Annotated in this window: 20 protein-coding genes; 10 read left to right on the forward strand and 10 right to left on the reverse strand. The window is 48.1% G+C overall.

Translation table 11 applies throughout. The features are described from left to right. Positions 1-21: 21 nt before the first annotated feature. The 3 genes from glpK to MHB49_RS32285 all read right to left on the reverse strand — a co-directional run bounded on the left by glpK (position 22) and on the right by MHB49_RS32285 (position 3,131). Entirely contained in the window at positions 22-1,509 is a 1,488-nt protein-coding gene (glpK, locus tag MHB49_RS32275) for a glycerol kinase GlpK (RefSeq protein WP_405154315.1), read from the reverse strand. A 23-nt stretch (positions 1,510-1,532) separates the two neighbouring features. After that, complete coding sequence (locus tag MHB49_RS32280; RefSeq protein ID WP_405154316.1) at positions 1,533-2,111, reverse strand: glycerol-3-phosphate responsive antiterminator; 579 nt, start codon at positions 2,109-2,111, stop codon at positions 1,533-1,535. A gap of 252 nt (positions 2,112-2,363) precedes the next feature. Beyond that, positions 2,364-3,131, reverse strand: a complete 768-nt coding sequence (locus MHB49_RS32285; protein WP_405154317.1) for a GTP cyclohydrolase II — start codon at positions 3,129-3,131, stop codon at positions 2,364-2,366. A 443-nt stretch (positions 3,132-3,574) separates the two neighbouring features. Here MHB49_RS32285 and MHB49_RS32290 point away from each other — a divergent pair, with 443 nt between their 5' ends. The 4 genes from MHB49_RS32290 to gntK all read left to right on the forward strand — a co-directional run bounded on the left by MHB49_RS32290 (position 3,575) and on the right by gntK (position 8,525). Further along, on the forward strand, positions 3,575-4,849 hold the full coding sequence (locus tag MHB49_RS32290; protein WP_405154318.1) for an ABC transporter substrate-binding protein: 1,275 nt from the start codon (positions 3,575-3,577) through the stop codon (positions 4,847-4,849). 129 nt (positions 4,850-4,978) lie between these two features. After that, positions 4,979-5,845 carry a carbohydrate ABC transporter permease gene (locus MHB49_RS32295; RefSeq protein WP_405157290.1) on the forward strand — a complete coding sequence of 289 codons (867 nt, stop codon included), beginning with the start codon at positions 4,979-4,981 and terminating at the stop codon, positions 5,843-5,845. Between the two features lie 21 nt (positions 5,846-5,866). Continuing rightward, positions 5,867-6,694 (forward strand): carbohydrate ABC transporter permease, encoded by an 828-nt coding sequence (locus tag MHB49_RS32300; protein ID WP_405154319.1) that lies wholly within the window; start codon positions 5,867-5,869, stop codon positions 6,692-6,694. A gap of 280 nt (positions 6,695-6,974) precedes the next feature. Further along, a complete protein-coding gene (gntK, locus tag MHB49_RS32305) occupies positions 6,975-8,525 on the forward strand; it encodes a gluconokinase (RefSeq protein ID WP_405154320.1) in 1,551 nt (516 codons plus the stop codon). A gap of 264 nt (positions 8,526-8,789) precedes the next feature. Here the strand turns inward: gntK and MHB49_RS32310 are convergent, their stop codons facing one another. Further along, complete coding sequence (locus MHB49_RS32310) at positions 8,790-8,918, reverse strand: hypothetical protein (protein ID WP_405154321.1); 129 nt, start codon at positions 8,916-8,918, stop codon at positions 8,790-8,792. A gap of 169 nt (positions 8,919-9,087) precedes the next feature. On the opposite strand from MHB49_RS32310, the gene MHB49_RS32315 reads away from it, so the two are divergent. Together MHB49_RS32315 and MHB49_RS32320 are read left to right on the forward strand one after the other, a co-directional pair. After that, a complete protein-coding gene (locus MHB49_RS32315; protein ID WP_405157291.1) occupies positions 9,088-9,405 on the forward strand; it encodes an ArsR/SmtB family transcription factor in 318 nt (105 codons plus the stop codon). A 63-nt stretch (positions 9,406-9,468) separates the two neighbouring features. Continuing rightward, positions 9,469-10,284, forward strand: a complete 816-nt coding sequence (locus tag MHB49_RS32320) for a hypothetical protein (RefSeq protein ID WP_405154322.1) — start codon at positions 9,469-9,471, stop codon at positions 10,282-10,284. Between the two features lie 316 nt (positions 10,285-10,600). On the opposite strand, the gene MHB49_RS32325 is transcribed toward MHB49_RS32320, so the two are convergent. Then, positions 10,601-12,925 carry an ABC transporter permease gene (locus tag MHB49_RS32325; RefSeq protein ID WP_405157292.1) on the reverse strand — a complete coding sequence of 775 codons (2,325 nt, stop codon included), beginning with the start codon at positions 12,923-12,925 and terminating at the stop codon, positions 10,601-10,603. Then, positions 12,925-13,629 (reverse strand): ABC transporter ATP-binding protein, encoded by a 705-nt coding sequence (locus MHB49_RS32330; protein WP_076287422.1) that lies wholly within the window; start codon positions 13,627-13,629, stop codon positions 12,925-12,927. Before MHB49_RS32330 ends, MHB49_RS32325 begins: the two co-directional genes overlap by 1 nt. A gap of 250 nt (positions 13,630-13,879) precedes the next feature. On the opposite strand from MHB49_RS32330, the gene MHB49_RS32335 reads away from it, so the two are divergent. From MHB49_RS32335 to MHB49_RS32350, 4 genes are all read left to right on the forward strand, one after another. Continuing rightward, on the forward strand, positions 13,880-14,266 hold the full coding sequence (locus MHB49_RS32335; RefSeq protein WP_405154323.1) for a GntR family transcriptional regulator: 387 nt from the start codon (positions 13,880-13,882) through the stop codon (positions 14,264-14,266). A gap of 7 nt (positions 14,267-14,273) precedes the next feature. After that, complete coding sequence (locus MHB49_RS32340; RefSeq protein ID WP_405154324.1) at positions 14,274-15,143, forward strand: ATP-binding cassette domain-containing protein; 870 nt, start codon at positions 14,274-14,276, stop codon at positions 15,141-15,143. Between the two features lie 61 nt (positions 15,144-15,204). Continuing rightward, a complete protein-coding gene (locus MHB49_RS32345; RefSeq protein WP_405154325.1) occupies positions 15,205-15,822 on the forward strand; it encodes a hypothetical protein in 618 nt (205 codons plus the stop codon). 105 nt (positions 15,823-15,927) lie between these two features. Beyond that, positions 15,928-16,887: an MraY family glycosyltransferase gene (locus MHB49_RS32350; protein WP_247899800.1), complete on the forward strand. Its 960-nt coding sequence runs from the start codon at positions 15,928-15,930 to the stop codon at positions 16,885-16,887. Between the two features lie 197 nt (positions 16,888-17,084). Here MHB49_RS32350 and MHB49_RS32355 read toward each other — a convergent pair whose 3' ends face one another. From MHB49_RS32355 to MHB49_RS32370, 4 genes are read right to left on the reverse strand one after another with little or no spacing between them, the layout of a single operon-like run. Next, complete coding sequence (locus MHB49_RS32355; RefSeq protein ID WP_405154326.1) at positions 17,085-19,043, reverse strand: amino acid ABC transporter ATP-binding/permease protein; 1,959 nt, start codon at positions 19,041-19,043, stop codon at positions 17,085-17,087. Between the two features lies 1 nt (position 19,044). Then, positions 19,045-20,916 (reverse strand): thiol reductant ABC exporter subunit CydD, encoded by a 1,872-nt coding sequence (cydD, locus tag MHB49_RS32360; protein ID WP_405154327.1) that lies wholly within the window; start codon positions 20,914-20,916, stop codon positions 19,045-19,047. A 1-nt stretch (position 20,917) separates the two neighbouring features. After that, positions 20,918-21,934, reverse strand: a complete 1,017-nt coding sequence (cydB, locus tag MHB49_RS32365; RefSeq protein ID WP_405157293.1) for a cytochrome d ubiquinol oxidase subunit II — start codon at positions 21,932-21,934, stop codon at positions 20,918-20,920. Then, positions 21,918-23,333: a cytochrome ubiquinol oxidase subunit I gene (locus MHB49_RS32370; protein ID WP_247899803.1), complete on the reverse strand. Its 1,416-nt coding sequence runs from the start codon at positions 23,331-23,333 to the stop codon at positions 21,918-21,920. The genes cydB and MHB49_RS32370 overlap by 17 nt, the downstream gene beginning before the upstream one ends. Positions 23,334-23,508 lie beyond the last annotated feature (175 nt).

Here is a 23,508-nt window from a genome sequence, read left to right on the forward strand (position 1 = left end):
ACCATTTCGAGGAATATCCCCTCATTTGAAGACCATCGCTGCCTTCACTGCACGCTGCCACCCTGCATACAGTTCTGTACGTTCTTCCTCAGCCATAACCGGATGGAAGACACGCTCCGTATTGTCGTGATTCCCCAACTCATCTGCACTATTCCAATACCCTACTGCAAGTCCTGCCAGATAAGCCGCACCCAATGCTGTCGTTTCGTTCACATTGGGACGCTCAACAGGAATATTCAGAATATCACTCTGGAACTGCATGAGAAAATCATTGGCCGCTGCTCCTCCATCCACGCGCAAGGCATTCACCGGAATACCTGAATCGGATTCCATAGCCGCCAGCACGTCTCTGGTCTGGTACGCCAGAGCTTCCAGCGTTGCACGGATAAAATGCTCTTTAGTGGTTCCTCGCGTCAAGCCAAATACTGCCCCCTTAACTTCACTGTCCCAGTAAGGGCTTCCCAGCCCCACAAATGCAGGCACCATATAAACACCGTCTGTAGAGGGTACACGTGCCGCATAGTCCTCACTATCCTTTGAGGAACGAAGCATCCTTAAGCCGTCACGCAGCCACTGTACTGCCGAACCAGCGACAAAAATGCTGCCTTCCAGCGCATACTCAATCTTTCCATTCATTCCCCAGGCAATGGTTGTAATCAGTCCGTGATCCGATTGCACAGGCTGTTCTCCGGTATTCATGAGCATAAAACATCCAGTGCCGTACGTATTTTTCATGCTTCCCTTTGTATAACAGCCCTGGCCAAATAATGCCGACTGCTGATCTCCTGCCGCTCCGGCAATCGGAATCCGATGACCGAAGAAGTGATAGTCAACCGTATGGGCGTACACCTCGGATGAACCGCGCACCTCCGGCAGCATTGCTTTGGGAATGTCCAGAATCTGAAGCAATTCGTCATCCCATTGCAGATCATAGATGTTGTACATTAAAGTGCGGGAAGCATTGGATACATCGGTGACATGTGTACCACCGCTCAGTTTCCAAATCAGCCAACTGTCGATCGTACCAAATAGGAGTTCACCCTTCTCTGCGCGCTCCCGGGCACCAGGAACATGATCCAGAATCCACTTTACTTTGGTTCCCGAGAAGTAAGGGTCAATGAGCAGGCCTGTTTTGAGATGAAAAAGGTCATTCAGTCCCTTCGCCTTCAACTCATCACAAATTTCAGCGGTTTGTCTGGATTGCCAGACTACGGCATTATAAATGGGCCGGCCCTTTTCTTTGTCCCATACGACAACCGTTTCCCGCTGGTTCGTTATGCCGATGCCGGCAATCTGGACCGGCTTGATTCCACTTTCGGCCAGACATGAAGCCATCACTGCCAGAATGGAGCTCCAAATTTCATTGGCGTTCTGCTCCACCCAGCCCGGCTTGGGAAAGTACTGCGGAAATTCCTGCTGTGCAATATGCACAATCTCCCCGCTCCGGTTAAATAGAATCGCCCGGGAACTCGTTGTCCCCTGATCAAGGGCCATAATATATTTTTCCATACAGACAACCTCCTGTTGTGGGATTACCGCTTATATTCTGTATGCGAGTTCTTGTAGTGCCGAATCAGGTCCACGTTGGAAGTGGTTACTGCGGTAGCTCCGGCGTCCAAAGCCAGTTCAACCTCTTCCGTTGAGCGAATCAAACCACCTGCAATGATGGGTACACCTGTCCGCCTGGATACTTCTGCAATAATATGCGGGATAACACCAGGCAGTACCTCAATATAATCCGGCTGGGTCTTCGAAAGCAAAAGATAACTTTTCTCAAGTGCATTCGTATCCAGCAGAAAAACGCGCTGAATGGCTGTAATTCCTTTTTGTTTTGCCTTCTGAATTACACCTGCTCGCGTCGAAATCAGTCCTGCCGGACGAATATGCTGGCATAAATACTCTGCAGCATATTCATCATTCTTCAGCCCCTGTACCAGATCGGCATGCAGCAATATTTTCTTGTCACGCCGCCGCGCTTCCTCCATCACACTGTGCAGCTGTGCAATGTGGGTATCAAGCATAACCCCATAGGTGTAAGGGCTATCAATCATCGCTTCGAACTGCTTCATGCTTTTGGCAGCCGGTAACACATACTGTCCCTCAAATGGCACCTTCGTTCCTCCTGCATAAATCAGATGCCTATATTGTATAGTTCGCATGGTGTGAACGGCAAGCACAGTCATGATTGCAAGATGATTATTAATCGACATCGAACCTGACACATTCTCTAAACTCAAAAAAGCTGTTCATGCATACCCCAGAAGGAGCATACATGAACAGCTAAACTGCGCTGTCTATTAAACAGTGTGAAAACAGGCTTTATGGCAAATCATGTTGAATGATCCATCAGTAGAATCAACCTTTTAAGCCTGAGCATGCGGAAGCAAGGTTTCTCCGCCAACCCATCCATCATTTTCTGCCAAGTGACCGGAACGGTTCACTTTAGTTTGCAAATATTTTTCATTGAAGGCCGAACGATCCCCCCACAGTGGCACACGCCCACCCACATTCAGTCCCGCCTCCTGCAAAGCGGCGAGCTTGCGTGGATTGTTGGTGATCAATGTAACGGGTGCCGAACGAAGCGCACGCAATACCGCAATGGCATCATCATAATTACGAGCATCGTCTGTAAACCCAAGCTGCAGGTTGGCATCAACGGTATCCAGACCTTCCTCTTGCAACAAATACGCCATCGCTTTGCTGAACAGACCGATGCCACGGCCCTCATGGTTTGCCAAGTAGAACAGTGCACCTGCTCCGTGGGCAGCAATCATCTTCATCGATTGCTCCAGCTGGAAGCCGCAGTCACAGCGTTTGCTGCCGAAGATATCGCCTGTATGACAGATGCTGTGCATCCGAATCAGCGCTTCCTGTGCTTCGGCAAAGTCACCGTACACCAATACGCTCGATTGCTGACGTTCAGCCAGTTCGGCAGTGGCGAGAGATTCAATCAGCTCGCGGCTTTCCATGGCTTTCTCCGATTTCATCCAGCTGTACCACTGGAAGGTATGTGTCTCTCCATCCAGATTCACCGGAAGTTTAATCGGCCCAACGAGGTAAATGAATTCTTTTCCACTCGGAAAGGTCTGAATTTTGGGGGCAAGCAGTTGAATAATATGTGAATTAATCATTAGTAAGTTCCTCCTGTTAAGCCATCTTGTTATGAATTGATTCGCATCCAGACCGAAAATGGATCACTGGATTGTATATCATACGTATCGGAGCATTTTGCATAAATCCTTAAAGCGATTTCTAATCAGCAAGATATAGGTCGAAGTGATCCTATTCGTCTATATCTTGTACCCGTTAGCGTTGGGAATCGAATTATGCAAAATGCTTATCTATATTATTGTCATTATCATTAGTTACTTTATGTAAGCAAGTTTAAAATAAAAATTATGTTGTGTCAAGTAACTTTTGTTTCTAAAGTAACTAATCATTTTATGATACGTAACCGACACAAATTTGTGTTTCATTTCAAGAATATTGGGTATGAGTTTATAAACTGCTCATACACTTATGTTGTAGTCCATCGCACTTCATGCCTCGAACTTAACGATGAGGGGGTTATCACATGATCCGCCGGAAAAGAACATGCTGGACAGCCATTCTGCTAGTCTGTGTCATGCTGGTGAGCGGATGCTCCATCTGGCCGGGACAGAACGATTCATCGAGCAACAAAAAGGTAACGCTTACATTATGGTACTGGAACCGTTCCATTGATGATAAGCTGATTGCCAAGGCCAAGGAAAAGTTCCCCAATATTGAACTCACCGCCCAGAAAATCGGTGGTGATTTCAAGGCAAAACTCAAAACGACACTCGCTGCGCGCTCAGGTGAGCCAGACATTGTCGCATTGAACGATTGGATCATGGAGCTCTTCCCCAGCGAGGACCGTTTCTATAATCTGTATGATCTCGGCGCAGGTGACGTTGAAGACCAATATCTGGATTGGAAATGGAAGCAAGGAGTCACACCAGGCGGACAGATGATCGGTTTCCCCATGGATACGGGACCGACCGCGCTCTTCTACCGTGCAGATCTGTTTAAGGAAGCCGGATTGCCTTCTGAGCCTGAAGAAGTGGCTCGTCAGATCAACAACTGGGATGCCTACTCTGCTGCTGGAGAAAAGATCAAGGAAACATTCGGAGGCAAGGTATTTCTAACCGACAATATTGGAACCGTTTACAATCAAATGTTATCGCAAGGCACCGAACGGTATTTCCGTCCGGACGGCTCGTTTATCGGCATGGATTCACCACTCGTCAAGCAGAGCTGGGATACCGCCGTATCCTTCAAGCAAAAAGGGCTGCTCGCCAATGCAGATGGCTGGACTCCAGGCTGGAACGCAGCAATGAATAATGGTGAGATTGCTTCCTTTGTGGGCGCCGTCTGGATGAAGCAGGTCTTACAGGAAGCCGCACCGGATACATCTGGCAAATGGCGTGTCACCCGCGCTCCTGGCGGAGACGGCAATAACGGCGGATCATTCCTGTCCATTTTGAAATCAAGCAAACATCCAAAAGAAGCGTTCGAAGTCATCCAGTGGCTGCAAAGCCCGGATAACCAACTTGAACAGTATAAGACGTTGAACCTGTTTCCTTCGGCACCGGGTGTGTTTGATACACCAGCGATGAAAGAAGAAGAACCCTTCTTCGGCGGACAGGCAACAGGGCCTGTATTTGCCGAATCGGCACAGCATGTGCCAGAAGCCTTCTTTGGCGAACGATACCCTTCGGTGCACAACATTATTACCCGGCGGCTGAATGATATTGCGAAGCAAAATGCCAACCCGGAGCAGGTCTGGCCCGATACAGTTCACCGTGTTGAGCGTGAGTTACAGCGTTAATTCAGACATGCTTATGAGATGGCAATCCGCAAAGGAGGAATTCATATGGCTGTAACCGAACCTCGCCTCACTCCGGATCCGGGAAAGGTAAGTCCGAATTTGGATCGGCAGAAATCACTCTTATCCCGGATGTGGGAACATCGTGCACTCTATATGGCGATCTCCCCGTTTTACATTCTGTTCGCCGTGTTTGGACTGTTTCCGATTGGATTTTCCTTATATCTGGCCTTCCACAAATGGGATGGCATCGGTGTGATGACCTATAACGGACTAAACAATTTTAAATATATGCTGACCGATGCTGAATTCTGGCAAGCGGTGGGCAACACGTTCATGATCTGGATTTACTCCACCATTCCGATGCTGTTCTTTGCCCTGATTGTTGCATTCTTGCTCCATGCGCCGTTTGTGAAGTTCCGTACGCTGTTTCGAGTGGGCTATTTCTTGCCGAACGTGACATCTATCGTGGCCGTCGCCATTATCTTCGGTGCCCTGTTTGCCAACAACTACGGCTTCCTCAACTATCTGCTACAGTCCGTCGGCCTTCCCGTGGTGGAATGGCTTAATGCGCCATGGGGCATTAAGGTAGCGATCTCCTCCATGGTCGTCTGGCGCTGGACGGGATACAATGCGGTCATCTATTTGGCCGGACTTCAGAGCATCCCCCAGACATTGTACGAGGCTGCCAAGATTGACGGTGCATCCGGGATACAGTCTTTCTTCAGAATCACGATTCCGATGCTGCGTCCCGTTATTCTGTTCACCGTCATCACATCAACGATCGGCGGCATGCAGCTATTCACCGAACCTCAAATTCTCGTGGGGAACGATGGCGGTGCAGGCGCAGCCGGGATGACCATTGTATTGTACCTTTACCGTGAATCGTTTATTAACAACTACTTCGGCTATGGTGCTGCGGTTGGCTGGGGCATGTTCCTCATTATCGCCCTGTTCTCGATTGTGAACTGGAAGCTCGTTCAAGGCAAGTCATCCTGATGTGACAAGGGGGGAGCGCTCATGACGTCAAAATCTCTCAAATCGCTGGTGTTGTATACCGGTCTTATCGGGGGCATGCTCATTTCCATGTTCCCGTTCTATTGGCTGATTGTAATGTCCACCCGGACAACGTCCGAGATTTATACATTCCCGCCCAGACTGTGGTTCGGGGGCGAGCTGTGGAACAATGTCAGTCGGGTGCTTCAGCAGATCGACTTCTGGGGCGCATTCATAAATACGTTGTTTGTGTCGGGCCTGGTGACGGTACTGGTGCTGTTTTTTGATTCACTGGCGGGATTTGCGTTTGCGAAGTTTGAATTTCCGGGTAAAAAATGGCTCTTCGTCCTGCTGCTCGCCACCATGATGGTGCCTTCCCAGCTGTCGCTGGTGCCTTCCTTCGTGCTTATGGCGACGTTCGGATGGGTCGGTTCCTTCAAAGCCCTCATTATTCCGGGCATGGTGAACGCCTTCGGCATCTTCTGGATTCGCCAATATGCCACGGAGTCCATACCGAATGACCTGCTGGATGCCGGACGAATCGACGGCTGTAATTTTTTCCGGCTCTATTGGAACGTTGCATTGCCGATTCTGCGGCCTGCGTTTGCCTTCCTTGGCGCGTTCACATTTATCGGCGTATGGAATGATTATCTCTGGCCTCTGATCGTCCTGACAGATGCGCGAAAGTATACGTTACAGATTGCGTTGTCTCAATTGAACGGACTGTACAATACGGACTACGCGATGGTTATCGCAGGTACTCTGCTGGCAGTAATTCCGCTGATTGTGATGTTCCTGTTCATCAGCCGCCAGTTTATCTCCGATATTGCCGCAGGAGCTGTAAAGGATTAGATCTGGCTTATAGTGCATTTTGATCCATCCCTCAAGTCTGATATTCTTATCTATAGATAAATACCAGATGCCATATAAGTTGGATGAATAGCGCCACGTGCGCAGAGGGGACAGAAAGGGCCTGAAGAAATGGAATGTTCGCATTTATAACCAAATTTCTCCCTTTGAAGAGGGATCAAGAAATTTGGGGATAACGGCGATCAAAAGGCTATCTGTACTCGAAGTGTTAACGTGTAACAGCATTCATTCACTTATATATTCAAGAAAGAGGGATGACAAAATGGCTTCTTCACCCTATATGATCGGCGTAGATATCGGCACCACCTCCACCAAGGCCGTCCTGTTTGAAGAGAACGGAACCATTGTGGCTCAAGGCGGTGCCGATTACCCGCTGTATACCCCTACTCCTGCGATTGCAGAGCAGGATGCGGAAGATATTTTCAAAGCGGTAGTCGAATCGGTTAAACAAGCGACCTCCAAAGCGGGTATCCAACCGCATGAAATCTTGTTTGTATCGTTCAGTTCAGCCATGCACAGCATTCTGCCTGTGGATGAACACGGCAAACCGCTGATGCGGGCGATGACTTGGGCAGACAATCGCAGTGCCGAGTGGACGGAAGCGCTCAAAACCGAAATGAACGGTCACGAAATCTATTTGAGAACCGGTACGCCGATTCATCCGATGTCACCTCTGACCAAAATCATGTGGCTGACGCGAGATCAACCGGAACTGTTCAAACAGACGTACAAATTTATTTCCATGAAAGAATACGTCTTTTATAAATTGTTCTCCGAGTATGTAATTGACCACTCCATGGCCTCTGCCACGGGAATGATGAATCTCGAAAAGCTCGACTGGGACGAGGAAGCTCTCCATGTCGCAGGCATCACTCCGGATCATCTGTCTCGCCTTGTGCCGACGACACATGTACTTAAGAAAGGCTTGAATCCCGAGTATGCCAAGGAGATGGGCATTGCGGATTCGACGCCATTTGTCATCGGGGCAAGTGACGGTGTGCTCTCTAATCTGGGTGTTAACGCCATTGATCCAGGTGTCGTAGCGGTTACCATAGGGACCAGCGGAGCGATTCGTACCGTCGTGGACAAGCCGGTCACCGACCCGAAAGGACGCTTCTTCTGTTATGCGCTCACGGAGGATGCATGGGTGATTGGCGGTCCGGTCAACAATGGCGGGGTGATATTCCGGTGGATTCGGGATGAGTTTGCAGCATCCGAGGTGGAGACCGCGAAACGACTCGGGATTGACCCGTATGAAGTATTGACACGTGTCGCTGAAAATGTACCTCCAGGCTCGGAAGGCCTGCTGTTCCATCCATACATGACAGGTGAGCGGGCTCCACTCTGGAATCCGAATGCACGCGGTTCATTCTTCGGCCTGACACTGCATCACAAGAAAGAGCACATGATCCGCGCTGCTCTCGAAGGTGTGCTGTTTAACCTGTACACCGTCATGCTGGCGATTGAAGAAAAGATCGGACGTCCCAAAAAAATTCAGGCGACGGGCGGATTTGCCCGCTCTGAGCTGTGGCGACAGATGATGGCTGATATTTTCGACCAGGATGTCATCATTCCCGAAAGTATCGAGAGCTCCTGCCTCGGAGCAGCCGTACTGGGGTTATACGCCCTAGGCCGCATCGATTCCCTCAGTGCCGTCTCCGGCATGATCGGATCGACGCATCGGCATCAGCCAGACCCGGATAGCGTTCGCATCTATCGCGAACTGCTGCCAATTTTCATCCGCATCTCACGCAAGTTTGAAGAGGAGTATGCCGATATCACTGCTTTCCAGAATAAAACGATGCAGAAGTGAATGGATTAGGCGGTGAGCAAGTAGGCAAGGGGCGAATTCATCTCATCACATACCGCGCCTTCCTTCTGCCAAACGCCGTACGCTAACGAACCGTGCGCACCTTATTAGGGGTTTCCAGCTTGGTTTAGTATTCTAACGAACTTCAGCCATCTTATATTGGCTGATTGCAGCATATATCTGCCTGTAAATTGTAAATACAGGGCAATAGCGTGCCTGAGATTCGTTAAAAAATGGATCATGCTGAATACCCTCCAATAGGGTGTGTCAGGTTCGTTGGAAATAGCCCGGTATAAACAGGGACAATAGATCCTGCATCGCACGTTCGTCTGTACGGGAAGCGTCAAATAAACGGAAATAATGGTTTAACATTGTTGTAGTGCTTGTTGTGCTCATTCGTATTCCTCCTAAAAGTATACCATCCGATTTTGCATCTTATAGTTCGAAAAATTTCAAACTTAATAACCGAGATGAACTGTACCACACTTTCCACCCTAAGAACAACCATCAGTTCGAAAAAAATCAAACATTGAAAGGAATTGCCGAATATGCTACCGTCATAGATATGAAAACGCCAATGATACCTATGACTTCGGAATTGAATTTGACCATGGTCTGCAACGCACTGGGTGATCCGGTACGAATGAAAATTGCACACTGTCTGGCCAGCTCTGGCGAGAAAAACTGTTCCGCCTTCGAAGTAGACCATATTTCCAAATCAACGTTGTCCCATCACATCAAAATCTTACGTGAAGCAGGCCTTATCCGGCCTCGCATTGAAGGCAAACAACACTTTTACTCTCTCCGAAAGGATGATTTGAACACCCGCTTTCCCGGTCTTGTTGAAATGATTTTGAACACAAACGAGGAATATGCACATTAAGGAAAACTAAACTTGATTCATGCGATACATCTTCTTATGGATTGTATAGAGGAGGCTGATTTCTTGGATAAAAAAGCGGCAAAAATTCTGCTCAGCACCTTCTGGGGAAGCGGCGGCTGGAAAACGGCGTCTGCTCCCTTCTCTGGGGATGATTTTGAATATGCCAAAAGCAAAGGTGTTATGTTCGATCCGCTGACCATTACCCATGATGAAATCGTTGCACGTTTGCATAAGATTCATCAGGACAACTCCATCAAGCAACGGGTAGTATCGGCATTTTTACACAGTTTGTCTACCAAAAAAGTGTATCTGCGCAGCGCACTTTCCAGCTGGGCTTTAACGTCACAACTGCCTTTGCATACCTACGAGGAACGCCGTGCACTGCATGCCAACACCAGCTCCTGCGGGGATTGTAACTTCCTGCGACTTCAATCGGACAGAACGTATACGGACGTTGATCTCAACGTATTGAACTTTGAACGGGTGAAATGGGGCGGGGTTCGCCATAATAACCTGCTGTACTGCCTGATGGATCTGGATCTGCTGCTGGCTAGCAAGGAAGCCGACTATGAAGTGACTGACGCAGACATCGCTATACTTGTGAGCATGCTTGAAGCTGCGCAGACCTGTGAGCCTCATGAGAGCGCACGCGGACTGGAAAAACGTTGGAAAGGCTTGTTTCCATCCAGCAAACAGGAACGGGACGCGATTCTCGAAATCTGGAGTGCATCCGGTCTGCTTGTTCCGCAGGATACGCCACGAAAAAGCAGGGGCGGGTACAGCGACTTCCACTTTGCCGCAACCTGGCAGGGCGATGACGGTTATAGAGCAGATACGGCAATTTCCCTCTTTGGCTCCTATCTGCCCCAGAAACTCTAAGCCCTTAACCAGCTCTAGGTCTGCTTAAACCTGGTTATATGAATGACGAACAAATACTTAGCTGGGTATAGTAAAAAACACTGTAGCTCGAAAGCTTGCAGTGTTTTACTGAAAATTGACCGATAATTTTCCGATAGCATCAAGGATCAAGACATATTTGAAAGACGACTTACTAAGTGTGGAAATCAATCCACACTTTTCGTTTTTATTTAATTGAAACAATTTACTCTTTATTACCTAATTCAGTCTTAAACAAACTAATTTAATGGATTATGCATTTACACTATGAAGGACTAGACGTGCCATCCTGCCCGGTTTATTCTAAACTTTTTAACGATTCAATCATATTAATTCGGGAAACCTTACTCCGAAGCATCAAGTTAGAGAGCGTGGTAAGCAAAAATGCAATCATGATTGAAATCAGCATAACAAATATATTTATCTGATCTGGGATTTGTTGATGGGTACTCGATAGCGCCTCAATGATAATGGAATACATGTATACGCTGATCGGCAGTGCTATAATGACCGCAAAGGTGGTGAGTATCATGTTCTCAGAGAAGATAAGTCTATTTATTTTATATTTTTGATAACCCAATACCTTAAGAGTAGCCAGCTCGCGATTTCTTTCATAAATGTTGATGGAGGATATGGTGTAGATGGCGCCAAACGAAAGAATAACAGCACTAATGATAAACATGATAAAGATAAAACTATTCTGCTTCATAATAAATTGTGCAGATTTTTTCAAATCATCCTTGTCCGCGATTGTATCTACCAGATTGTCTTGTTCGAAGAACTGTCGTACGTTAGTAAGATCTGTGGCATTGCTAGCTTTCACTAGAATTGTGGTTGGGTTGTAGTCGATCCCAAAACTCTCCAGATACGCTGTAGAGCAAAAGAAAGACGGATTGGAATACTGATTAGATATTTGTGCAACCTTCATATCGACCGTTTTATTCGCAAACGAAGGATCAGTGAATCGAATTCGGATCGTATCCCCTATCGCAACCTTATAGTGATCCGCATATGATTTTGGTACCAGCACACCGCTGTCCATAAGTGTTATCGGATTATCTTTCCCGTCGAAAAATTGGATAAGTGCGTTGTCCTTCTGCGTAACGGTTAGAGTGGCATTCTCATGATCATCTCCCTTGGCGAATTCCACAGGAAAGGTCGATTGATAATAACTGCTTTCAATCCCAGTGGGTAATTCCACCTTTTCTAGCTCTGCCCCACTCGTGTATTCAACCTTCAGATCATAGGTATTCACCTCTTCGATCTGGTCGGCCACCCTTTGTAAGGACGTTTGTGTCCCGAACGCAGTGATCAACAGCACCGTGCTCACAACGACACCAACGGAACTTGCTATCGCCTTTTGCTTATTAAGAAAGATGTTTCTCAAAATGAGTTTATTGCTATAGGGAATACGTCCCCACATTTTCGGCAGCCGTTCAATGAGCAGTTTTTTCATCTTCTTCGGCGGTTTAGGCCTCATCGCCTGTGCTGCATGTTCTCGAAGGATACCTATGCCGCTCAAGTAACATGCCATCATGCCGAATGCACTCGAGAACAGGATAGGCATAATGATCGAGAAGGGGGATAAGGAGAAGGTTATGCTCGGCAACGAGTAAGATCTAGCATTCGACGCCTCAATCATTGGAACAAATATGATTGCCGAAACGATACAACCAAGAATGGAACCTATGATTCCGACAAGTACCGGGAGACCCATGTAATGTAGCATGATGCTGCTGTTCTTCACGCCTAACGCCTTCATAATTCCTACTTGGTTCCTTTGCGAATCGATAATCCGTGACATGGTGAGGAAGAGAATGATCGCTTCGATGATAAAGAGAACCAGCGGAATAACCTTGCTCATCAATTTATTGTTATAGACTGTTTGTTGAAGCTGCGAGTAATTGAATGTTCGCTCTTTACTTATTTGACTTACATAAGAAAGTTGTTGAGACTGCGCTTCAACATTTTGGCCTAATCGGTCTATATCGTACCCTTCTTCAGCGTCAATCAAAACCTCATTATAATAAAGGTTACCTGCGATTCGAGGAATTCCCGCTTCAGTCACATATGCAAATCCCGAAGTTTTGTGATCCTGGGTTTCGTTCTTTTTGGCATATTCCACATTTTCGCCCAAGCCGCTAATGATGAATGGCACTTCCTGGTCATTAACGCTTAACTTCAGTTGATCCCCGACTCTGTACTGGTGTTCCTTGGCGTAATGGGAATCAAGCAAGATTTGATCCTGGCGAGACGGAATGCTGCCCTCAATTATAGTAGGCGTATTAATGCTATTGATTTCGGGGATGGAGTGGATCTTTAAAGTTGCTTTAGTATCACCAAATGATTGCGTCGCATCAAAGGTATACCGTCCCTCCACCTTCTTTATCCCTTCAATTCCACTCAACTTCGACATATCCTGCTTGGAAACTTGGTCGTAGTAAACGTTTAAGTCACTTAAATTATGGGTTTGAAAGTAATCCTTCGAATAAGAGCTAAGGTTATCACTTAACGTAACCAGCCCCGTGTAGAAAAAGGCCCCTATGGTGATAACCAATACAAAGGCCAGAAATTGACCGATTGCTTGCTTGATATCCCTTAACAATTTTTTTAGTAATTTCATCACCACTCAATCCCTTCAACGCTTTGTTTATGCTCATTGACCGTTACGCTTTCGATTTTTCCGCTTTTCACCCGAATGATTTTATCCGCCATGGGCACAATTGCGGAGTTATGCGTTACCAACACAACACATTTTTTCGTTTCCGTGTTCAAATCCTGAAGCAGTTTCAAAACGGACTTACCAGTCACATAATCTAATGCACCAGTCGGCTCATCGCAGAGTAATAACAAGGGGTTCTTTGCAACTGCACGCGCTATTGCAACTCGCTGCTGTTCTCCTCCGGAGAGCTGAGACGGGAAGTTTTTTATCCGATTCTTCAAGCCGACTTTATTTAATATCTCTTTGGCATCCAAATGGTCTTTGCATACTTCAGTGGCGAATTCAACGTTCTCTAAAGCATTCAAATTGGGGATTAAGTTATAGAATTGAAAGACAAAACCTACCTTCTCGGCGCGATATCCCGTAAGCTTCTTTTCGTTGAAGCTAGTAATATCCTTATCGCCAACAGTCACTTTACCCGAGGTGGCCGTATCCATGCCACCAAGTATATTCAGAATCGTGCTTTTGCCTGCTCCGCTTGCACCTAGAACAACAACGAATTCGCCCTCGTTAATGGAAAAGTCAACGCCGTTCAGCGCCTTGATCGGCACTTCGCCAATTTTGTATTCTTTCGTCACGCTTTTAAATTCGATTAATGTTTTCATAAATTTCTCTCTCCCCATTATTTATTTGTCATACTTCTGGTGCTCCCTTTGGCAAGTGTATTTTTATTTATGTAAGTATGTTAGTGTATGAGTATGTCACTCATGTAGCATACTATAATTCCATTACAAACAATTGTCAATAACTGGACTCTGTGTAAAAAAAATCATCAGTTACCCCTAAGAATGATTGTTTATTGACAAATTTTCGCATATAAGTTATGTTTTCCTGCTAGATGTGTAACAAACTACAATGCTGAGTGGTGAGGTAATGAGCGTCACTTTCGACGAAAAGCAGCCAATTTTTCAACAAGTAGCAGATATCATTGAGGACGATATTCTCAACGGAACTTACCGAGAGGACGAGCAAATTCTTTCCGTTGCTCAGTTTTCTCAGCTCTTTCAAATCAATCCAGCGACTGTTGTGAAGGGAATTGGCCTGCTCGTAAATGAAGAAATATTGTATAAAAAAAGAGGGCTTGGCATGTATGTCTCGTCTGATGCCAAACAAAAGATTAAGAATAAGCGAAGAAATCGTTTTCATAAGGAATTACTGTCCAATCTCATTTGTGAAGCTGACAAACTTGAACTGGCAACCGAGGATATCATTGAGATGATTAAACAATTAAGGAAGGAATGATTTCATTGTGAGCATCTTGGTGAGTTGTGACAAATTAAATAAGAAATATGGTCAAACCTACGCATTACGGGATCTAGATATACAGCTGGAGGAAAACGTTATTTACGGCTTGCTCGGACGAAACGGCGCTGGCAAAACAACCTTGCTAAACATCATAGCAGGTGGACTACTCGCGAACGACGGCAGCATTGAGGTAAGAGGTAAAAGGCTGGGTAAAGGAGCACTTCCAGAAGATTGCTGTTTCGTACGGGAGAATAACAAGCTATTTGGAGGAGCCCGATTGATTGAGATTTTGCAGTTCGCTGCAAATTTCTATCCCAATTGGGACTGGACGTTTGCTCATAAGCTTCTTCAAACGTTTGAGCTTGATCCCAACAGAAAAATCAAACAGCTCTCAAGAGGTACAGAATCACTCGTAGGAAACATCATCGGTCTGTCTAGCCGATCGTCGTTGACATTATTCGACGAACCGGTGCTTGGACTTGATGTATTGATGCGGGAAAGGTTTTACAAGGAACTTTTGGAGGATTACGCCAATCATCCCCGTACAATTTTACTTTCTACGCATTTGATTGATGAAATCGCCCCAATCGCAGAAAGAGTCTATATCATTGATGAGGGCTCCCTCCTGCTTCATGACGAGATGAATCGGATACGGATGGCAGCTTATTTGATTCGTGGAAATTCAGATGCCGTAGCTTTGTTCACAAAAGGAAAGCGAGTATTACATACAGAATCTTACGGCCATGGAAAGCTTGCCGCCATCTACGAAAAATTCAACGATGAGGACAGGCTGCAGGCCCGCAAACTAGACATAACTATTGAAAATTTGACGCTTCAGAAGTTTTTTTCGTATTTGATCGAAGGAGGTCGTTAAATTGGGTGCTTTGACCGTTCATTTAAAGGCAACCTATTTGCAATTGAGGATTTATATATGGATGGTCATTATTTTAATCCTCCTTGGCAGGTTGGCTGAATTCATTGTTGGCCTCTTTATAGACAGCAGTCAAAACACAGGAATCGCGGATGGCAACCTGCTGCTGCTTATTTTGCTCATTTTCGCAATCGTACTTCCGCTTAGCTATTACAACCGCATCGTACATTTAGGAGCAAGCCGGAAACAATATTTTTTCGGGCTTCAATTCGTTTATACCGTGTGGGCAGTGGCCATCGCTTTATTCAATTCTTTATGGTCTATGCTTGAAGTGAATGTGCTCCACAAAAACACCGTAAATCTTATTGAAGCGTTTCATTGGAATGACTTTGGCGTGGCAGGTTCTTTTCTCTATCAAACCATTTTTTATTTGATGACGATGGCGCTCCTAAGCATGCTGATCTCCGGCTACCACCACCTTGTTGGTTGGCTGCTGTGGGTGCTATTCATTGTGGCGATTCCAACCGGAACAGCGATTCCTGCGCTACGCGCTCATGTTGTTTCATTTTTTGAAGCATTGTTATTCAACAGTTCACTACTCAAGGGCGTTGGATTTAATCTTGTGCTTTTCATCGTGTTCGTGGCCGGTGGTTGGTTTTTCACCAAGGGGAGAACATACTAAACTATCTGGGTAGAAGCTTTGGTTACAATAATGACATCGACAGATTTCCTGTTTAGCTCGTATAATAGGGGGAAATGGGTAGATTGGAGTGAATCAAGCGAATTTATGGTATACATACTGGCTTTTATGCTGTCTTTTGCTGTCGTGGTTCTGCTTATTCCGCCGCTTGGTCGATTGGCTCATCGGCTCGACTTTGTGGACAAGCCCCGGCAAGATGTGGAGCGCAAACTGCACAGACAGCCCATTCCACTGACGGCGAGTTACGCAATATTTACCGGATTCTTCCTGACATACATTGTTCTGACGAAAGAAATTTCATGGGAAACGGCGGCCCTGGTCGCTGGCGGAATGCTTCTATTAACGATTGGTACGATCGATGACTGGTACAAAACCAAAGGCAAAGACTTCCCTGCCCTGCCTAAAATGATCATTCAGGTCTCGGCGGCCGTGCTCGTATTTGCTTCCGGTATTGCGTTCACTGGATTCGTGAACCCTTTCAACTCCGAATACATCATGCTCCCGGTCTGGCTGCAATTCATTCTGACGATCCTGTGGATCTTCGGTGTGACAACAGTCATTAACTTCACGGATGGCATGGATGGGCTGGCAGGCGGTTTGTCTGCTATCTCGGCCATTACATTGTTTATCGTTGCAATGACCAAGGGCCAAACGGATTCTGCGCTCATGGCTATTACGCTGGTTGGTGTAACCCTTGGTTATCTGAAATATAACAAAGCTCCCGCCAAGGTTTTCATGGGCGATGCAGGGGCTACATTTCTCGGCTTCATCCTGGCGGTGATCGCCTTGGACGGTGCATTCAAACAAGCTACCATGCTGTCCATTTTCATCCCGATCCTGGCACTCGGTGTGCCGATCTTCGACAACATTTTTGTGGTCATCAAGCGTTTCATCCAAGGCAAAGCCATCTATCAGGCAGATGCGAGTCAAGCCCATTATCGCTTGCTGCGTGCTGGTCTGAATCACAAACAGGTGGTTGGCGTCCTGTACCTCATCAGTACCTGCCTCTGCCTCTCATCCATTATTTTGATGCTGGTGGAGATGTAATATCAGAAACAAACGTTACAACATAAGGTTGTAACAAAAGAGACGAGCCCCCTGATCCTTTGGCTCGTCTCTTTGCTATGTCGCTGGTGATGCGAACTAACCTTTTAATAAGGTAGGCTATCGTTTCTTGCATAGACCTCTGGCCTCACCCTCTAGCCTTTTCATTACACGTCCTGCCCTGCATCTTATATTCACTCTTATCTTGAGGCTACAGGTGGCAGCGGAACGGCAGGTGGCTGCCCCTCTGCCCAACCCGGTCGGTCAAGCTCAACGAGGCGGCGATAACGCTCTTCCCGGGCTAGCAATTGTTCGTGAGAACCCTGCATGGTAATCTGTCCATTTTCCATGAAAATAAGTTCGTCCATCCGTTCCGCTCCCATCAGGTGATGGGTGACCCAGATCATCGTTTTGCCCTGCATGCTGTCCAAAATGGTTCGCATGAGCGCTCGCTCCGTCACCGGATCAAGCCCGACCATCGGTTCATCGAAAATGACGACAGGCGTTTCGCGAAGCAGCACACGGGCCAGCGCAATCCGCTGTCTTTCTCCACCGGAGAAGCGAAGCCCTGTCTCCAGCATCGGAGTATGATACCCCTGCGGCAAAGATTCAATAAGGTCGGATAGACCTACTTGCGCAGCCACGCGCTTAATTTCCTCATCTGTTGCCTGTGGACGGCCGATTCGCAGATTGTTAGCTACCGTTGTATCAAATAGATGCGGACTTTGATTGAGCACCGCAATAACATCCGTTATATCTTCGCCCAGCGTCTGTACCGGAAGATCATTGATGAATACGTTCCCGGCGGATGGAAGCAACGCACCTTGAATCAGCTTCAAAAGAGTTGACTTTCCACCGCCACTGCGTCCGAGAATCGCCAGTCGTTTACCCTGGGGCAGGTGAAGGGATACCTCCTGCACCGCACACGGGGTATCTGCCACATACCGATAACTCACCTGTTTGATCTGAATATCTGCTCGCAGTCTGGGCGGAATGCGCAGGCGAATACGTCGATCCGAAGCACTTTCCGTACGCTCCAGGGGACCCAGCTGGTGTCCATGCGGTCCAACTGCTGGATTGCTGCCTGATATACCTGAGGTTATGTCCTCTTTAGCCCCCGCTGCTGCTTTAGCTTCTTCGGTTCCAGACGGTTCTAGTTTATGCCCTTCACCCTCCAAGCGCTGCAATCGCTCCAGCGATTCACGATACTGCGGGATATGCTCCACCGCGTCTCCTACGGGCAGCAGTGCTTCCGTGAGTGGAAACAACACCAGCACAAATGCAGCAATCATGACCGCAGGCAGCTGCCCGGCAGAAGCCGCATTTCCCGCCCATAAAGTCATGGATACCACCATCAGCCCAATCACACACTGCGCAACCAGATCACGCCAGCGCGTCCATTGCCGCAAGCGGAGTCGAATACGATCCGCCTGTCCTTCTTTCTTTTCCTGGTGCCGGACAAATTCTTCGGCTCGTCCACTCGCTATCCAGTCCCCGAGGCCAAGTACACCATCTGTCAGACGAGTGTATAACTTGGCATTTTCCCGTTTCAGTCTGACCCGCAATTTCCATGTCATGCGGAGGGAGGTGACAGGCAGCACGGCAACCAGAAACAGCATATACAACCCCATCCACAGTGCAAACCCCAGATCAACGCTGCCAAAAGCCACAACAGCTCCACCATACATCACGAGTGCCGTAACCGCTGGAAATACCGTGCGCAGGTAAATATCCTGCAGTCGTTCAACGTCCTCTGCGAGAGCACCAAGTACGTCCCCGGTCTGCATGCGGGAACGCAGAAACAGCGCCTGCGGCTCCAAAATACGATACAGCTTCACCCGCTGATCCGCGAGTACACGCAGTACAGCATCATGTCCGGCCAAACGTTCGATATATCGGAATACGGCACGGAAAATCCCAAATGCACGAACACCCACAATGGGTACATATACCATCAAAATATTTTCAGGGCGGAGCGCAGACTTGGAGATCAGGAACCCGGAGGTAAAGAGCAGCAGGACAGCACATAGCGCAGCGCATATCCCAAGCGCTATAACTGCTATGAGTCTCCAGCGGTACTGGGCCACGTATGGCGTGATCCAGCTATTTTTTCCGCTCCCGCTATGGGCTGTTTCTGTCTGCTTGTATCCGGCTTTCATCTCATACCGCCTCCATCTGGGCCTGAATCATCTGATAATATACACCTTGTCGAGCCAGCAATTCCTCATGTGTTCCTGTCTCTGCAACGGTGCCTCCATCCATCACAATAATTCGGTCCATATGGGGCATCCAGTGCAGTCGATGTGTTGCCAGAAACACCAGCTTACCCTCAAACAGCGGCAGCATCGTCTGTTTCAGTTCATATTCGGTCTCCACATCCAGATGTGCAGTCGGCTCATCCAGCAGCAGGATCGGGCGCGCACTGATTAAAGCCCTGGCCAAAGCCACCCGCTGCTCCTGTCCGCCACTGAACTGCCTTCCTCCAGCCCCAATCCGCTCCTGCAACCCATTCGGCAAAGAGGAAACAAGCTTATGCAGACCTGCTGCGCGAATGGCTTCCTCCACCTCCGCGTCTGAAGCTTCCGGCCTGTAGAACCGAACATTATCCATCAGACTTCCGCTGAAAAGATAAGGATGCTGCGGAATGGCCGCTGTTTGTTTTCGCCATTCTTCCATCATCTCAGGAGACAAATGCTGTCCGTTGTATAACATCTGGCCTGAAGTAAGCTGCTGGAAACCTGCCAGTACTTCCATTAAGGTGGATTTGCCCGCTCCGCTCGCTCCGATAATCCCAACTTTGCCAAGACCATTAATCTGGAACGTCACATCATTCAGCGAAATAGGCCCCTCTTCCTCATGCCGCACCTGTACATTGGTGAGCGCGAGTCTGCTGGTTGCCCCCCAGAAGGGTTTTACCGAGGAAGCGACGCCGTTTCCGGCATTTATCTCATGCAAGACCACCCGGATCGTGGCTGGAGAATTATCTTTTTGGCCAAAAGAAAGTCCAGCTGAAGAGGATGCTCCGCTTTGTTCTGCCTCATCCTGCTTGATCCCAGTCAAGTACGCTTCCTTTTGTCGAAGTTCAGCCCATTTTCCACGCTCAATCATCTGACCGATCGCTTCCCCCGCCTCTTTGCCATCCAGTGTGGCGTGGTAATCCGCACCAACCATTCGTACAGGCAGAAAGTATTCTGGCGCGAGAATAAGTACGGTCAGCGCTGGTCCAAGCAGCATATGTCCTTCCGTCAGACGCAGCCCCAAGCCAACGGCCACTGAGGCCACCGACAGCATGGTGAAGAAATCGAGTGCGAAGGATGACAGAAAAGCCATACGCAGAGTAGACATCGTAGCCTTGCGATAACGCTGACTGACCCGAATGATCGTTTCCCCATGCTTACCGCTTTGTCCCAACGTTTTGAGTGTTTCCAGTCCACGGAGCGTATCTACGAAATGGTTCGCCAACGCTTTGTACGACTTGAATTGTCCATCGATCTTACGCTTTGCAGCCAACCCCACCAAAATCATAAACACAATCAGGATCGGCAGCGTCAGCGTCAAAATCACCCCGGACATCATATCCAGCTTGAAGACATAGAACAGAATAACGATTGGCGTGAACCCCATCCCCAGCATGCGGGGAACAAATAGTTCCAAATACGTCTTATACTGGGCTGTTCCTTCACGTGCCAGCGTTACCAAATGTCCTGTTCCTTCCGTTTTGGCAAAACGCGGACCCAGCCGAAACCACTGCTCAACCATCTGTCTGCGCAGATCGTTTCCTGTCTTCTCCGCGTACCGCGAAGCGATGAGCTGCAACCAGAATGACAGAGCATAACGGGCGGCAAACGCGGCCAGGAACAACAGCAGTACCGGGTACTGCTCCGTTACGGGCGAACCTTCAAACAATGCCGTAATCGCCTGTGCCAGCCATTTGGCCTGCATAATAATCGCCATCGCCTGCAACAGTACCAGCGCTGAGGCCAGCACCAGTACCGGCCGGATGCCCGGCAGCTTCAGCAGCCCCCGTCCCATGTCAGTACTCCAGGTGATGCTGATCGTTCAGACGTTTGCGGAAAATGTAATAACTCCAGATCTGATAGCCGAGTACAAACGGAAGCAGCGTACAAGCCACAATTGTCATCACTTTCAGCGAATATGCACCGGATGCCGCATTGTAGACTGTCAGGTCAAATGCCGATCCCATTGAACTCACCATGACCCTTGGAAACAGACCGATAAACACGGAGGCAAACGCGATGGCAATAACAGCTCCCGTCATGCCGAAGGCCCAGGCTTCACGTTTCTGACGTACAAAGTAAGTCGCCAAACCCAATGAAACAGCTCCCAAAACAACCATAATCCAGAGGGCCCAGCCGCGTACGGCAAATACATCGGTCATGTAGTATGTCATTACGGCGTAGACCGCGAGAATTGCGGCCAGCGGCAGCATCAGTTTTTTGACCGTATTCAGGGCACGCTCCCTGAGATCACCGACAGTCCGCAATGAAGCAAACAGCAAACCATGCACCAGACACAACAATGTCACGCTCAACCCGCCTACCACCGTATACGGATTAACGATGTCCAGGAAGCCTGGACGAAGCTGCATCTGCCCATCAATGGGCAGGCCTTTCATCAACGTAGCGAAAACAACCCCGAACAGGAACGGCAGTAAAGCACTGGAGACCACGATGATGATGTCCCATGTTTTGCGCCAGCGTTCATGTCTCATCTTGCTGCGGAATTCAAAGGCTACTCCGCGACCGATCAAGGCCAGCAGCACCACAACCAGCGGCAGATAAAAACCGCTGAACAGCGTGGCATACCAATGCGGGAAGGCTGCAAACATGGCACCTCCGGCCGTGATCAGCCAGACCTCATTGCCATCCCAGAACGGACCGATCGAGTTGATCAGGGTACGGCGTTCACGATCCGTTTTACCGATAATCGCAGTGGACATGCCCACACCGAAATCAAAACCTTCCAGAAAGAAAAAACCAACAAACAGGACGGCAATCAGCAAAAACCACAACTCACTTAGTGACAACAGAATAACCCCCATCCACGCCGAACGGATCGGCCGATTCATCATGTTCCTCCGGCTTTTCGACTGCGTACGGTCCTGCCTTGATTTCACGAACGAACAGATAGACCATCACAATGCCGAGAACCGTATAAGCTGCTGTAAAAGCAATAGTGGAGAACAAAATCTGTCCTGCGCTTACGTTCGGGGATACCCCGGCTGCGGTCGTCATATAACCGAATACTGTCCACGGCTGCCTTCCCACCTCAGTCATAATCCAGCCCGACGTATTGGCTATAAACGGCAGGGAAATGGCAAACACCATCAGACGCATAAACCACTTGCCTGCTCCCTCCAACTTCCGGCGCAATGCGAGGAATGTACCGTATACAGCCAGCAAAATCATTAATCCACCCGCAGCAATCATGATGCGGAAGCTCCAGAACGTCGTTCGTACCGGTGGAATGTAGTCACCTGGTCCATATGTTTGTTCGTACTCGGCTTGCAGTTCCTTCATGCCTTTGACACTGCCGGAGAACTTGCTGTAGGACAGGTAACTGAGCAATCCGGGGATTTTGATTTCGCCGGAATTCTCCTGTTTGTCCGGATCGATAGCAGCCACCACTGTCCATGGCGCAGGGTCTTCCGTCGTCGTCCATGTCCCTTCACTGGCGGCCATTTTCATCGGCTGGGTTTCCACCAAATATTGCGCCTGGAAGTGACCCGAGAAGGCAACCCCCAGCGAGGAAACCAGGCCAATAATGATAGCGATGTTAAACGATTTGCGGAAAATCTCTACATCCTGCTTCTTCATCAGCTTGTAGGCACTAATCCCGGTGACCACAAATGCACCCGTCATCAATGCACCAAAGATCGTGTGCGGGAACTCCACCAGCAGTTGACCATTCGTAATCAGTGCAAAAAAATCATTCATCTCGGCTCGGCCATTATTAATCTCGAAGCCCACCGGATGCTGCATGAATGAATTGGCTGCCAGAATCCAGAGCGCGGACAGGAATGTGCCGACAAATACCAGCCAAATACAGGCCAAGTGCACTTTTTTGGACAAGCGATCCCATCCGAAAATCCAGAGTCCGATAAAGGTAGACTCCATAAAAAACGCCAATAAGGCTTCCACAGCCAGTGGCGCACCAAATACATCCCCGACAAAACGGGAGTACTCCGACCAGTTCATACCGAACTGGAATTCTTGCAGAATACCTGTGACCACACCGACGGCGAAGTTGATCAGGAACAGCTTACCCCAGAATTTGGCCATCGTTTTGTAGACTTCCTTACCTTTCACTACGTACAACGTCTCCATAATCGCTACCAGCAGCACCAGGCCGATAGACAGCGGCACAAAAAAGAAATGGAAAATCGTTGTGAGCGCATATTGGATACGCGATAACATAATCGGATCCATACCGTTACCCCTTCTTTCTGTTCACATCGCAGTTTGTCGTATTCGGCATGGAAGCTGCACCTTCGCTGTCTGTCCGCCAAATACGCTTGATGAACGTATTGTGCCAGATAGACTATTTTATACATGTGACAATTATCACAAACCCTGCCATGACAGCAAAAAAAAGTGATGATGG

The sequence above is a fragment of the Paenibacillus sp. FSL K6-0108 genome, from assembly GCF_045040695.1.
Taxonomy (GTDB): Bacteria; Bacillota; Bacilli; order Paenibacillales; family Paenibacillaceae; genus Paenibacillus; species Paenibacillus pabuli_B.

Coding starts and splice junctions, on each gene's coding strand:
- glpK (WP_405154315.1), bottom strand. CDS start 1,509: ATGGAAAAATATATTATGGCCCTTGATCAGGGGACAACGAGTTCCCGG.
- MHB49_RS32285 (WP_405154317.1), bottom strand. CDS start 3,131: ATGATTAATTCACATATTATTCAACTGCTTGCCCCCAAAATTCAGACC.
- MHB49_RS32290 (WP_405154318.1), top strand. CDS start 3,575: ATGATCCGCCGGAAAAGAACATGCTGGACAGCCATTCTGCTAGTCTGT.
- MHB49_RS32295 (WP_405157290.1), top strand. CDS start 4,979: ATGTGGGAACATCGTGCACTCTATATGGCGATCTCCCCGTTTTACATT.
- MHB49_RS32300 (WP_405154319.1), top strand. CDS start 5,867: ATGACGTCAAAATCTCTCAAATCGCTGGTGTTGTATACCGGTCTTATC.
- gntK (WP_405154320.1), top strand. CDS start 6,975: ATGGCTTCTTCACCCTATATGATCGGCGTAGATATCGGCACCACCTCC.
- MHB49_RS32310 (WP_405154321.1), bottom strand. CDS start 8,918: ATGAGCACAACAAGCACTACAACAATGTTAAACCATTATTTCCGTTTA.
- MHB49_RS32315 (WP_405157291.1), top strand. CDS start 9,088: ATGAAAACGCCAATGATACCTATGACTTCGGAATTGAATTTGACCATG.
- MHB49_RS32325 (WP_405157292.1), bottom strand. CDS start 12,925: ATGAAATTACTAAAAAAATTGTTAAGGGATATCAAGCAAGCAATCGGT.
- MHB49_RS32330 (WP_076287422.1), bottom strand. CDS start 13,629: ATGAAAACATTAATCGAATTTAAAAGCGTGACGAAAGAATACAAAATT.
- MHB49_RS32335 (WP_405154323.1), top strand. CDS start 13,880: ATGCTGAGTGGTGAGGTAATGAGCGTCACTTTCGACGAAAAGCAGCCA.
- MHB49_RS32345 (WP_405154325.1), top strand. CDS start 15,205: ATGGTCATTATTTTAATCCTCCTTGGCAGGTTGGCTGAATTCATTGTT.
- MHB49_RS32350 (WP_247899800.1), top strand. CDS start 15,928: ATGGTATACATACTGGCTTTTATGCTGTCTTTTGCTGTCGTGGTTCTG.
- MHB49_RS32355 (WP_405154326.1), bottom strand. CDS start 19,043: ATGAAAGCCGGATACAAGCAGACAGAAACAGCCCATAGCGGGAGCGGA.
- cydD (WP_405154327.1), bottom strand. CDS start 20,916: ATGGGACGGGGGCTGCTGAAGCTGCCGGGCATCCGGCCGGTACTGGTG.
- MHB49_RS32370 (WP_247899803.1), bottom strand. CDS start 23,333: ATGGATCCGATTATGTTATCGCGTATCCAATATGCGCTCACAACGATT.